Genomic DNA, 13,834 nt, shown 5'->3' with positions numbered 1-13,834 from the left:
ACATTGATTTAGTATTCAAAAGTTCCTGCTTTTTCACACAAAACTATTTTCAGGCTTTTATCCTTCATAACTTTTTTGTATGAACATAAAAAATCATTTAACTCTAGATCTTCCAGATCTATCTGGCCGCGGCTTCTTATCATTACCGTTTCTTCATTTATATATATTTTTATATTGTTCAAAGAATTACTTATACTATATGTAGTAAAAATCACATTTCCTATTCCACTTTTATATTTTTCATGAAAACTCATTGCTTTTCTAACGGTTTCATAGTCATTGTCCTTATTTATGGAAGGAAGGTTTAATCCCATACTTTTCATTTGATTTTCTATATCATCCATGTCAATACCATATTTCTTCATAAGTTCCTTTTGAATATTAAACATTTTTTCCTGTGATATATTATTCTTTTCCATATAATCCTGGATATTTTTTGAAAAATCAGCCATGCTAATTTTTCCCTGTGCCATATCATAGCACAATCCATAAACATAATCTTCTATTTTTTGGATATCTTTTTCTCTCGCTTTATTTTTAAGTTCACTAAAATTTACAATTTTTTCATCTTTTTTATCACTCATTCCAATCACCTCTATTTTCCTTTATTTTATTATACCAAATACACTATCAAATACACAATTAAATAGCCTTGAAATCCTATAAATAAAATTTCAAAGCTATCTGTATTCACACTTACTATTTTATTAAAATTTCTGCTGCAGTTTTGGCATGATCTACCTTGCCCTTTTTTATATCAATGTTATCAACTATATCCATGTTTGTAACAATAACTGGAGTTATCATATTCTTACCTTTGCTCTTGATAAATTTAGAATCCAAATTCAAAATCAAGTCACCTTTTTTAACTTTATCTCCCTGCTTTACATGTGCTGTAAATCCCTCACCGTTTAAAGCTACAGTATCTATTCCAATATGAATTAAAAGTTCCAATCCCTGAGCCGTAGTAATTGCAAAAGCATGTTTCGTTGGAAATAACACAGTTATTTCACCATCTGCCGGTGCATAAATATTGTCTCCAGAAGGAATAACCGCAAAACCATCTCCAAGCAGTTTCTCTGAAAAAGTTGGATCCGGAACTTCCTCAAGAGTTACTATTTCACCATCTGCAGGACTTAACAGCAAATGAACCCCGCTTACAGCCTTACTCTCACTGCCTCCTGAAGTATCCTCACCTTGTTGAGTTTCAGATTCCTCTACAACTCCACCATTGGCAATAATCGCCTTTATATCATCTTTTATTCTCTCTGCTTCAGTTCCAAACACTACCTGAACACTATTTCCAGCTTTCATTATCCCTGCTGCACCAAGTGCCCTTAAAGTCTTCTCATCTACAGCAGGATCATTCAAAGTCAATCTAAGTCTTGTTATACATGCATCAAGTACCTTTATATTGTCTTTTCCACCAATAGCCTCAAGTACTTTGGCTGCTTTTGCACTTCCCTTTACATTTATATGAACTATTTCCTCACCATCCTCATCTTCTCTCCCAGGTGTCTTTAAGTTCATTGCCCTAATCAAGAAATAGAATACTACAAAATAAAGTAGGAAAAAGGCAACTCCTACAGGCCATATTAGCCATGGATGTTCTGCATATCTAAATCCCAATATATAGTCAATAAAAGATGCAGAAAAAGTATACCCCAATCTAATGTGAAGAAAACTTGTAACAAGTCCTGAACAAAATGCAACCAACACATGAAAAACAAACAATATAGGAGCTACAAATATGAATGAAAATTCAATGGGCTCTGTAATACCTGTTACAAAAGCTACAAATGCTGATGAAATCATCATACCTGCCATCTGTTTTCTCTTGCTTTTCTTTGCTGCAGCAATCATTGCAAGTGCAGCTCCTGGAAGTCCAAACATAAGAATCGGGAATTCGGATGCCATAAATATACCCGCAGTAGGATCACCGTGAAAATATCTAGGTGAATCTCCTATATATGTAATGCCATTTGAAATAAAATGTCCAAATTGATAAAGAAATACAGGATAATAAATATGATGGAGTCCAACTGGTATAAGAAGTCTTTTACCTGCTGCATAAAATGCAGGACCAAGTGCAGAGTTGCTTGCAAGATTTGCCATAGTATCTATCCATCCCTGTACTGGAACCCATATACTTACTCCTATTGCTCCAATAATAAGAGCCGCTGCTGAAGTTACAATTGGAACAAATCTCTTCCCTCCGAAGAATCCAAGTACCTGAGGTAATTTTATACTATGAAATCTATTATACAATAATGCTGCTACAATACCTATTATAATACCGCCAAATACCCCCATATTAATGGTAGTTTTAGTTACAATACTTTGATAAGCCTGCGTTTCCATGAATGCCTTCAATGTCATATGATGAGATGCAGCTGTAGTTTGTGCCAGTGCAGTTGCCGCATTTGAACTGGCCAATTTTTCAATATTTTCGAGTATGAGTTCTCCAACCACTGCTGCAAGTGCAGCAACTGCTTCTCCACCTGAAAACCCAATTGCAACACCAACTGCAAATATCATAGGTAGATTAGTAAAAATAGCATTTCCAGCTGCTTCTATATAGGGCATATTGAGTAAATCCGGCTGCCCAAGTCTTAATAGAATTCCAGCTGCAGGTAGAACTGATACAGGAAGCATCAATGATTTACCTATCTTCTGAAGTACTGAAAAAATCTTCTTCTTCATAAAATAACCTCCTTAAATATAATAAATATATAATAATTTTAGTATTGCCAAATACAATTAAAAAAACATGAAATATAACAAAAAATAAGACACGAACTTCCAAATAGAATACGTCAAATAAATTCAACGCAACAACTATCTAAAAAGCTCGTGCCTAATATAATAGTAACACTGCCTATATTTCCTCAAGTCTTTTAAGATGAAGTGCAATATACCCAATCTCATCTTCAGGAACTTTAACAGAAAATAAATTTTCAATTTTTATAGTAATCTTAATTGCCAAATCATATTCATTATATAACTCTTTCTTTATGTTGTCAAGCAAGTAATTCTTTACAGTCTTTTTATTTATCACTCTATTTAAAACAAAATTTATGTGAGTTACAGTTCTTATATACTCTAATGAATTTTTGTCAAATTTCTTTTTTAACAGTTTGGAAATAGTGTCCATTATCTGGGTTATTTTTCTAGTATGATTCATTACATCCCCTACTTTTTCCTTATTGACAGCAGCGTTAATATGCATACATATAAATCCTATCTCATCTTCAGGAAGTTTAATATCAAAATTTTTGTTTATCATATCAAGAGATTTTTCAGCTAATTTGTATTCTTTAGGGTACAATACTACTAATTCTTGTAAAAATGGATTTTCGATTTTTATACCTTCTTTAACTCTACGAAGTGCAAAGTTTATATGATCTGGTAGAGAAATATGCATGACTTCATTAAGTTTTATATCAAGTTTCCTCTCACACAAAGAAATAATTTCCTCAGAAATTCCTATTATTCGTTGATCTACATTTCTCAATACAGTATCAAAATTATTACTAATTGAACTCTTTTTTGTGAAAATGCTTTCAATTCTATCTTTGGATACAGTCTGTCCTTTTCTTGAATTGAATCCAATACCTTTACCAACCAATATGAGATCTTCATGGTTTTTCTGTGCTAATACAACATTATTGTTTAACACTTTTTGTACAGTATATTTCTCCATATTATCCTCCACAGCATCATCAATTAAAAGTAATAATTACTTTTAATTATACCATACTAATATCTTCTCTTCATTCATATTTTTAATTTTGCTCTTTTATACTTACTAATAAATTAAGATCAATATTACATACAATTTGCAACTTAATCTTTAAATATTACTCCATTATTTGTTTGTATAAAGTCAGTTATGGAATTTGCAATTTTATCTATCTGGTTATAATCTAAAATGTCTGGGGTATCTGTAGGCTTGTGAACTAACTTTTCTATCCCCTCTTGTACAAAAAAGACATTAGATATACCTGCATTTTCAAAGCTAAGATGGTCACCTGCACCCATAACTCTATTATCTGCAAATTCAACATTATCATTTTTTAAAGTAGTTTTCACAGCATCATACAGTTTGTTGGATACCTTGCTCATATTCTTTAAAGCAAGCTTTCCTCCAGCTTTAGCTCCTATAGAGTCTATATTTATATTGTATATACTGTCATATAGCTTTTTTGATCTAAGCTGTTCAACAAATGCATGACTTCCTGCTAATCCTTCTTCTTCCCCGTTAAAGGCACAAAAAATTATATCTTCATCAAAAGGTTTTTCTTTGGATTTCGCTTGTAGTCCATTGGCTATTTTTATTAAGGCAGATACACCAGAAGCATTGTCCAAAGCACCTCTAATAAGTTTTCCATTTACATATCCTAAATGGTCAAAATGTGCAGATACCACGACAGCTTTTTTGCTATCCTTTCCTTTTATAACTCCAACAACATTATTAAGCATTTTATTTGTACCTGTATCATTTTTATATATTTCACCATAATGTTTATAAACTAATTGTGAATATTCAACATAATAATTTTTTCCCAGCAAAGGTTTTAATCCTATATCTGTAAAAACTTTTGAGATATACTGTCCAGCTTTTTCATTTCCTTTTGAACCAACATATCTTCCTTCAAACTCATTGGAAGCCAAAGTATTAACTATTTCTTTAGTTGTTAGAATCTTTACAGAATCCTTAACCTGTACTGACTGCCTGTTGCTTTGAGTAGCTTTAGTGTTACTTGTACTAGATGTATTCGTAGTTAAAGAACATGATGATAAGGTTAGAGTTATAGCAACAATAGTTCCTAATTTTAATATGGAATTAATAATAATCTCTCCTCACATTTTTAAAGATATATAAACATATACATTTCTTTTCTTTTACTTTTATTATTTTCTATTATATGTAATAATATACATTTAAATACCTTGCAACATGACTTCACTCTTTACCCTTTTGATCCTCTTTTTAACAATCTATTTTCACATAAAAAAATAAGAGCCTTTATATAGACTCTGTAACTTTTATCCCTCTTGTAATTTCTTTTTATAACTATTTCTCAAGCCTTGCACATCATAGCTATTTTGAGTGGTGACATCTTTTATTTCTTCAAATTTTTCTTCTAATGTATCAGTTTCTGTTTTATGTTTTTTACATCACTTGACACTGATTTTAAGGCCGATTTAATCAATGTACTATCCTCTTTTATGTCCTTATTTAATGATGTAAACTGGCGGTCAATTTGTTCAGTGTGTGCTGCTGTCCTTCTATTACTGTATTCATATTACTTTTTAATTCTTCAAGTATTATTGAATGTTTGTTTTGTCCTGTTTGTAATTCATTTAATTTTGCTGAATGTTCGTCTAGTTTGTCATTTATCGGCTGTATAGCACTTTTTAGCAATTCCTTTATAACTTCAACATCCTATTTATCTAACATTTTTCCGACCTCTTAGGGTAATTTAATTATAGTGGAATATTTAATTTATTTCAACCACTGTTTATATTTTCCACTGTAAATTTTTCTTCTCTTCTAAATTAATGTATATTCTATATTTAATATTAATTCAATTATAATATTTTTATTCCTATTGATTGAAAAAATCATCTTAGGATATACTATATTTATAAATATTTAAAAGGAGGTGGTCTTATGAGCCTAACTAATACACCCAATAGATTAATAAATGAAAAATCACCATATTTACTTCAACACGCCTACAATCCAGTCAACTGGTTTCCTTGGTGTGATGAAGCATTTGCAAAAGCAAAATTCGAAGATAAACCTGTCTTTTTATCTATTGGGTATTCTTAGTAGGTCACTAAATCTACTTGCCACTGGTGCCATGTAATGGAACATGAAAGCTTTGAAGATATAGAAGTAGCTAAAATATTAAATGATGACTTTATTTCCATAAAGGTAGATAGAGAGGAAAGACCTGATATTGACAGTATTTACATGAGTGTATGTCAATCCCTTACAGGAAGCGGTGGATGGCCTCTTACAATTTTTATAACTCCAGACCAAGAGCCATTTTTTGCAGGTACGTACTTTCCTAAAAATAAAAATCTTCATGGAATTGGATTAATTGAAATTCTAGAATATATAAACAATTCCTGGAAAAACAATAGAAATGAAATATTAAAAACAAGTCAAAGCATATTAAATACAATAGATTCTTCAAATAGAAATTCCAGTATTGAATTTTCTGATGATATATTAGATAGAACTTTTATAAAGCTAGAGGAAAACTTTGACCCACACTATGGAGGTTTTGGAATCTCACCAAAATTTCCAACGCCACAAAACCTTCTCTTTTTGTTGAGATACTGGAAAAACACTAAAGATGACTACGCTTTAAAGATTGTAGAAAAAACACTTGAATCCATGTATCGTGGAGGTATATACGATCATATAGGTTATGGTTTCAGCCGTTACTCCACAGATGAGAAATGGCTTGTACCTCACTTTGAAAAAATGTTATATGACAATGCATTGATTGCAATTGCATATTTGGAAACCTTTCAGGTCTCAGGTAAAAAAATATATTCTGAAATTGCGGAGCAAATACTAACTTATATTTTAAGAGACATGACTTCAAGCAATGGTGGCTTTTATTCTGCTGAAGATGCGGATTCTGAAGGCATTGAAGGTAAATTTTACATTTGGTCCAAAGATGAAATAAAAGATATACTTGGAGAAGAAGATGGAAATAAATTCTGTTTCTACTTCAATATAACTTCCCATGGTAATTTTGATGGTAAAAATATACCTAATTTAATTGGAACTGATATTTCTACTGAAGATAGAGATATTATAAAAAACTATATTAAAAAATTATTCAATTACAGAAATAAAAGAGTACCTCCTCATAAGGATGATAAAATTTTGACTTCATGGAACGGCCTGATGATAACCGCCATGGCAATGGCCGGTAGAATATTGAAAAACAGAAAATATACTGAAGCAGCTGAAAGGGCTCTGGACTTTATTTATAAAAATCTTATTGGAAAAGACGGCCGTCTGCTGGCAAGATATCGTGATGGTGAAGCTTCCTTTCCTGGATATATAGATGATTACGCATTTTTGACATGGGGATTAATAGAATTATATGAAACAACATATAGTTCAAAATATTTAAAGAGAGCAGTGGACTTAACTGAAGACTCATTCAAACTGTTTTGGGATGAAAAACATGGAGGATTCTTTTTATATGGCAATGACAGTGAAAAGCTTATCTCAAGACCTAAGGAAATATATGACGGAGCACTTCCATCAGGTAACTCAGTATGTGCACTAAATTTAATGAGACTATCCCATTTAACGGGAAACTACAAATTAGATGACAGAGCACAAAAATTGCTCAAAAACTTTTCAAAAGAAATAGAAAGTTATCCAACGGCATATTGCTTTTCAATGATAGCACTATTGTTTTCAAAAACTTCCACAAGGCAAATTGTAATTGTACCTGGAAATAACAGTGTCGAAACAGAAGAAGTACTGAATATAATAAATGAACAATTTAGTCCATTTAATGTTTCCATCCTATATTCAAATTCAGATAAGGATTTAAAAAATATATGTTCATTTATAGGAAATTATCAAAGTATTAATGGAAAACCTACTGTATATATATGTGAGAATTTTTCATGCAAAAGTCCAATTATAGATACTTTACAGTTAAAAAAACTTTTTAATTGAGAAGAGTCATTTTAAGACTCTTTTCATTATATTAATAGTAAGCCTCTACTTAAGAAACCTTACATTTTAACATTTTATAAATACCAATTTAAAATATTTTGTCCAACAAATACTGTAATAACAGATGCCATTACAACAAATGGCCCAAAAGGTATATAGTCCTTTCTCGATTTCACACCTGACAAAATAAGAATTATTCCTATAACGGCTCCTATAATAAAGGATAAAAATAGCATTACAAGTGTAAGTTTAAGTCCTAAAAACAACCCGCACACAAGACATATTTCCATATCTCCCCAACCCATACCACCTTTTGTTATAACAATTATAAATGATAAAATTCCTGCACCAAATATTCCACCATAAATATAATCTATTATAAATTCTCCACTATAATAATGTAGCAATAAAAATATTATTGAAGCAGCTATTCCTACAATTATAGTTTTAAAATAAACGTCAGTAGTATCAAAATCTATCATTCCTATAACAATCATAATACTTATAAATACTGCATATTTCATAAAAACTATACCTATACCAAACTTTACATATATAAAAAAATACAATAAACCTGTTATAAGCTCTAAAATGGGATATCTTATTGATATGTTATGTTTACAGTATCTACACTTTCCTTTGAGAATAATATAACTTAATATAGGAACCAAATCATACCACTTGAGTTTGCTGCTGCAGCTGGTACAATGTGAAGGCGGATATGCTATAGATTGTTGTTTGGGTATTCTATATATACATACATTTAGAAAACTTCCTATTACAATGCCAAAAACAAATACGATTATACCAAAATAAATATACATGTTAAATTCTCCATAATTTATGTTTTTATTTTATCATTAATTTTTTTTTAATACAATACTCCTATGCTCTAGAATTAAATTTTAATTTATACTATAATAGTACAATCAGGTTTATAGTGTCATTTTAAATTAAATTTTAATTTAGCATTGCATATATCTTAAGGAGGTGGAATATGCAAACAAACTATACATATAATGAACAAACATATATTAGAGCTTTAAGAGGGGCAAACATAGTACTTTGGGAGTGGTGTACAGAAAATTCTAAAATATTCTTTTCAAATAATTTAGTTGATATAACAGGTTATGACTCAGATTCATTCATAAATTTATTGGACTTTATAGAAAAAATTGTTGTAAGTGACGATAGAACAAGTGCCAAAAATGATTTGACTTTTTTCATGAATGGAAATACGACTACATATCGAAGTGATTTCAGAATCTTAACTAAAGATGGCAAAATCAAATACTTTCTTATTACAGGAAAAACTACAAAGACCTCTAAGGAAGGTAAAAAATTCCTATCCGGGTCTTTAATGGATATTACCGAGAAAAAATTATTGGAAGAACAAATTAAATATTTAGCATATTATGATTCTCTAACAGGAATTCCAAATAGATTTTTATTTACAAACAATCTTAGAATAATGCTGCAAAATTCTAAAAAAGGTGCTTTAATATTTTTAGATATTGATGGGCTTAAATTGGTTAATGATACATTTGGACATGACTATGGAGACTTACTTCTTATAATATTTTCTCAACTCATGATCTCAGCCATAAAAGATTCTGGGAAAATTTACCGTATGGCTGGAGATGAATTTATGATAATTGTAGATAAATTCAATTCCTATAAGGAAGTAACAAATTTATGCGATAATATACTCAATTACTTAAAAAAGCCATTTGAAGTTAAATATGAACAAATATACATAACTATAAGTATGGGAATCTCTATATTTCCTAAAGACAGTAACGATATAAATGAATTGTACAAATATTCTGATCTTGCTTTATATAAATCAAAAATAAGTGGTAAAAACAATTTTACCTTTTTTCAAAAAAACATATTTGATTTATACAATAGGAGGCTCACTATAGAACAAGAACTTAAATCTGCTATTAAAAATAATGAATTCCATATGTTGTATCAACCCCAGATTAACTCTAAAAATAATGAAATAATAGGATTTGAATCCTTACTAAGATGGGAAAGCCAAAAATTAGGTTGTATTTCTCCAGCTGAATTTATACCTATAGCTGAAAAAACTGGACTCATAGTAGAAATAGGTGACTGGACTTTAAATTGTGTCTGTAAAGTGATACATGCTATGAATATTAAAGGAATCGAGCTAAAAAAAATGTCAATCAATGTTTCACCTATCCAGCTTAGAAAACCAGATTTTATATACAAATTTACCAATACATATAAAAAATATGCTGTTTCACCTTCTATACTTGAAGTTGAAATAACAGAAGGTACATTGATAAACCTGTCTACATCCAAACTTGAAACAATAGATATACTTTTAAAAAATGGAATAAGAGTTTCAATAGATGACTTCGGAACTGGTTATTCTTCATTAAATTACCTGACTAATCTTCCTATAAACACAATAAAGATAGATAAATCATTCATAGATAATATTTACAGCAAAAAAAATAAAGCTGTAGTAAGTTGCATAATTAATTTATCAAAATTACTAAACTATGAAGTAATTGCCGAAGGCGTGGAAACAAAAAAACAGCTGGACTTACTTTCAGAAATTGGATGCACCATAATACAGGGATATTACTTCAGTAAACCACTGCCTATATGCGAAGTAGAAAAATTATTGATAAAAGGAAATACCCTTGGAGGTGCTTAAATTGGATATTTCAACAAATGATGACAACTTTAAAGTATACAAAAGTTCACTGGAGAATTCACAAGATATAATAATATTATTAAATTTAGATGGAAAAATCGTATATGTGAATAAAAAATCTTTAGAATACTATGGATATTCAAAAGATGAGTTTTTATCCATGAATATATGTAAATTAAGAGGCATACATAATAATTCCATGGATATAAATGAACATATTAAAAATACAGAGGATAAAAGAATAGAATTTCAAACATTTCACTATAAAAAAGATGGCTCAAGTTTCCCTGTTGAAATATGCTGTATTAGAGTAAATTATAATTCAGAAATACTAATTCTAAGTATAATAAAAGATATTACTGACAGAATTAAAAGAAAAGAAGAATTACTAAGGTTTGCTTCAATTGTTGAAGATTCAGATGATGCTATTTTAAGTAAAACTTTAGATGGAACAATTACAAGCTGGAATAGAGGTGCTGAACTTCTATATGGATATTCTGAAGAGGAAATTATAGGCAAAAGCATATCTACACTTATACCTGAAGAAAGCAAAGAAGACATTTTTTTAATACTCGATAAAATAAAAAATAATATAAAGATAAAACATTATGAAACTTTACGAATAAATAAAAGTGGTAAAAAACTATTCGTATCCATAAGTGTCTCACCAATTTATAATAGAAATAAAGAGGTTATAGCTGCATCAACAATAGCCAGGAATATCACAGACAAGGTAACTCGTGAACGAGAACTAAGAAATAAATACGAAGAACTTACCTCTATATATGAAGAACTCACAGCCACAGAAGAAGAATTGAGAACCAACTATATAGAACTTGGCAGAGCCAAAACTGAGGCCGAAAATGCAAATACCGCCAAAAGCCAGTTTTTAGCAAATATGAGCCATGAAATAAGAACTCCGTTAAACGGAATCATAGGTGCAGTAGAGCTTCTGGATTTAATGAATTTAAGTAAGGATGAACAGCCCTATATTAAGATATTAAAAAATTCATCAAAACATCTATTGAATATAATAAATAATATTTTAGATATATCAAAAATAGAATCAGGAAATATTGATGTTTCCATAAAGGTATTTGATTTTAAAAATATGATGGATATGCTTATAAAAGAGGTTTCTTTTGCCTGTAGCAACAAGCAATTGGAGTTTACTTATTTCATAGATCCTCTTATACCTCATAAAATAGCTGGAGATGAACTTAAACTAAAACAAGTACTTATAAATTTATTTAACAACGCTATTAAATTCACTGACAAAGGCAGTATACTGTTGAAAGTAAAATTACAGTCTCAACTAAATGAAAAAATAATTCTTGAATTTTGTATAAAAGATACAGGTATTGGAATTAAAGATAAATTCGAAAAGAATATTTTTAAAGAATTCACTCAGCAGGATATATCCTACAACAAATACTATGCCGGTACCGGCCTTGGGCTTTCAATCTCAAAAGAACTCGTAAAAATTATGAATGGTGATATATGGTTTGAAAGTACCGAAGATAAAGGAAGCACTTTTTACTTTACATCAGAATTTCTACTTGATTTCAGCGAATCGGGCTATAACTCTTCTAATAATTTAAATATTAATAGTACATTTTCACCAAGTAAATCAGATAAGACAATTTTAATAGTGGAAGACAATGATATAAATATGCGAATAACTTGTGATATGTTAAAAAAACTCGGATATAATTATATATGTGCATATAACGGCAAACAGGCCCTAAAACTCATGGAAACCAATAATATAGATTTAATACTAATGGATGTACAAATGCCTGAATTAAATGGTCTTGATACTACAAAGATAATACGTAAAAATGAAATCCATAACGGAAATCATATACCTATAGTAGCAATGACTGCATACAGTATGTCAGGTGACAGGGAAATATGCATTGAAAGTGGAATGGATGATTATATTGCAAAACCATTTTCAATTCGTACAATAAGGAATATAACAGACAAATTTCTGAAATAACTATCTCGCCAATATATTAAAAAGCCAATAAATTCATTTGAATTTATTGGCTTTTATATACATAATAATATTATGACTTTTCAAGAAAAAAACATTTTTTAAGAAAAGATATTTTATATAACTCGTCTATATTATTTAAGTATATGAACTGTTACGGTTCTTCTGCCCCAGTTTTCACATGCTGACTGTGAAGAGAAATACAGATCTATTATGTTTCCTTGAATAGCTCCTCCTGTATCTGCAGCAACGGCATATCCATAACCATCTACATATACCCTGGATCCCAATGGTATAACTGTAGGATCAACTGCTATAACACCTTCGGCTGCTTGTCTACCTGAAGCTGTATATCCGCCTCCAGTATAAGCAGTAGCTTGTACTGTAATTGTACTTGCCTCTACAGACGGTGTTGATGTTCCACGGGATACAGAAATACTATTTCCTGAGTTTCTAGAGCTGCTAGAATTGCTGGCTACCAATACCTTGCTTGCAACTGTTTTCTTGGCTGAAGTTTGTGCAATTGCATCTGCCTTAGCTTTGGCTGCCTCCTTGGCCCTCATATCTGCTGCAATCAATTCTTTCTCCTTGGCAGAAGCATTAGCAAGAAGCTGTTTTTGCTCTTTTACATCTGAGCTTAATTTTGCCAAAGTATTCTGACTGTTCAACCTTAAAGTTTGAAGTCTGTTATTTTCAGCTACTAATTTCTGTTTTTGATTTGATATGGCCTGTTGGTCATTCTTCAATTTATTAATAACACCATTATCAAATTTCATTATTTTAGATATTGTATCCACCCTAGACAGAAAATCACCTATATCACTAGAACCAAACAGTACCCCGATATATCCATCTGTACCTGACATATACATGGCCCTTGCCCTCTTGTTAAATAGCCGCCTGCTTTCCTCTGTTTCCTTTTGTATACGATTTAATTTATCTTGAGTATTTTTCATATTTTCAGCAATAGCATTCATCTGCTTTTTATTTTCATCAATTTTACTTATAACGCTGCTAATTTGCGTATTTAAATTTTGAACTTTTACCTGCAATTTTGCTTTATTATCTTGAGTTTGTTTCAAAGTGTCTGATGCAGCGAAAACATTGACGCTTATCATGACACTGATTATAACGGATGTTATAATCGAAGATAACATTTTTTTACTCAAATTGTTCTCCTCCCCAACCTTTTGTTAAATAAAACTTTGGTTAAAAACACTATGTTTTGTCAACATGTTTTTTATTATAACACTAGATTACGAAAAATTTCAAGCCGATATACCCCAAAATCCCGATAATTAATATTAATTAAAAGTTACTATTATGATTTTTCATGAAAATTTTAGCCTCAAAAAATAAATTTTCTATACAAAGCAAGTTTTTTAATATCAACGTGTTAAGGGGGAGAACATATTAA

At 30.3% G+C, this 13,834-nt stretch carries 9 protein-coding genes and 1 pseudogene; 3 read left to right on the top strand and 7 right to left on the bottom strand.

All coding sequences use genetic code 11. From position 1 onward, the window contains the following. Positions 1-8 precede the first annotated feature (8 nt). The 5 genes from J418_RS0107985 to J418_RS16790 all read right to left on the bottom strand — a co-directional run bounded on the left by J418_RS0107985 (position 9) and on the right by J418_RS16790 (position 5,428). Entirely contained in the window at positions 9-584 is a 576-nt protein-coding gene (locus tag J418_RS0107985; protein ID WP_017750862.1) for a DUF3867 domain-containing protein, read from the bottom strand. Between the two features lie 115 nt (positions 585-699). Beyond that, positions 700-2,703 (bottom strand): glucose PTS transporter subunit IIA, encoded by a 2,004-nt coding sequence (locus tag J418_RS0107980; RefSeq protein ID WP_017895320.1) that lies wholly within the window; start codon positions 2,701-2,703, stop codon positions 700-702. Positions 2,704-2,878: 175 nt separating this feature from the next. Next, the gene (locus tag J418_RS0107975) at positions 2,879-3,703 is read right to left on the bottom strand and encodes a PRD domain-containing protein (protein ID WP_017750864.1); all 825 of its coding nucleotides are present in this window, start codon (positions 3,701-3,703) and stop codon (positions 2,879-2,881) included. Between the two features lie 143 nt (positions 3,704-3,846). Next, complete coding sequence (locus tag J418_RS0107970) at positions 3,847-4,674, bottom strand: M28 family peptidase (RefSeq protein ID WP_017895319.1); 828 nt, start codon at positions 4,672-4,674, stop codon at positions 3,847-3,849. Between the two features lie 568 nt (positions 4,675-5,242). Further along, complete coding sequence (locus J418_RS16790) at positions 5,243-5,428, bottom strand: hypothetical protein (RefSeq protein WP_017895318.1); 186 nt, start codon at positions 5,426-5,428, stop codon at positions 5,243-5,245. A 249-nt stretch (positions 5,429-5,677) separates the two neighbouring features. On the opposite strand from J418_RS16790, the pseudogene J418_RS0107955 reads away from it, so the two are divergent. Continuing rightward, positions 5,678-7,726: pseudogene (locus J418_RS0107955) on the top strand (thioredoxin domain-containing protein). A gap of 74 nt (positions 7,727-7,800) precedes the next feature. On the opposite strand, the gene J418_RS0107950 reads toward J418_RS0107955, so the two are convergent. Further along, positions 7,801-8,550 (bottom strand): prepilin peptidase, encoded by a 750-nt coding sequence (locus J418_RS0107950; protein ID WP_017750868.1) that lies wholly within the window; start codon positions 8,548-8,550, stop codon positions 7,801-7,803. Between the two features lie 173 nt (positions 8,551-8,723). Here J418_RS0107950 and J418_RS0107945 point away from each other — a divergent pair, with 173 nt between their 5' ends. After that, entirely contained in the window at positions 8,724-10,418 is a 1,695-nt protein-coding gene (locus tag J418_RS0107945; protein WP_017895315.1) for a bifunctional diguanylate cyclase/phosphodiesterase, read from the top strand. After that, a complete protein-coding gene (locus J418_RS0107940) occupies positions 10,411-12,420 on the top strand; it encodes a PAS domain S-box protein (RefSeq protein WP_412778459.1) in 2,010 nt (669 codons plus the stop codon). The genes J418_RS0107945 and J418_RS0107940 overlap by 8 nt, the downstream gene beginning before the upstream one ends. 131 nt (positions 12,421-12,551) lie before the next feature. On the opposite strand, the gene J418_RS0107935 is transcribed toward J418_RS0107940, so the two are convergent. After that, positions 12,552-13,586, bottom strand: coding sequence for a 3D domain-containing protein (locus J418_RS0107935; RefSeq protein WP_017895314.1), 1,035 nt, complete (start codon positions 13,584-13,586; stop codon positions 12,552-12,554). Between the last annotated feature and the right edge of the window lie 248 nt (positions 13,587-13,834).

Source organism: Clostridium tyrobutyricum DSM 2637 = ATCC 25755 = JCM 11008, assembly GCF_000359585.1.
GTDB classification, from domain to species: Bacteria; Bacillota; Clostridia; order Clostridiales; family Clostridiaceae; genus Clostridium_B; species Clostridium_B tyrobutyricum.
Note: the sequence above shows the minus strand (reverse complement) of the source record. Positions and strands in the feature narration are given on the sequence as shown.

Coding starts and splice junctions, on each gene's coding strand:
- J418_RS0107950 (WP_017750868.1), bottom strand. CDS start 8,550: ATGTATATTTATTTTGGTATAATCGTATTTGTTTTTGGCATTGTAATA.
- J418_RS0107980 (WP_017895320.1), bottom strand. CDS start 2,703: ATGAAGAAGAAGATTTTTTCAGTACTTCAGAAGATAGGTAAATCATTG.
- J418_RS0107975 (WP_017750864.1), bottom strand. CDS start 3,703: ATGGAGAAATATACTGTACAAAAAGTGTTAAACAATAATGTTGTATTA.
- J418_RS0107945 (WP_017895315.1), top strand. CDS start 8,724: ATGCAAACAAACTATACATATAATGAACAAACATATATTAGAGCTTTA.
- J418_RS0107985 (WP_017750862.1), bottom strand. CDS start 584: ATGAGTGATAAAAAAGATGAAAAAATTGTAAATTTTAGTGAACTTAAA.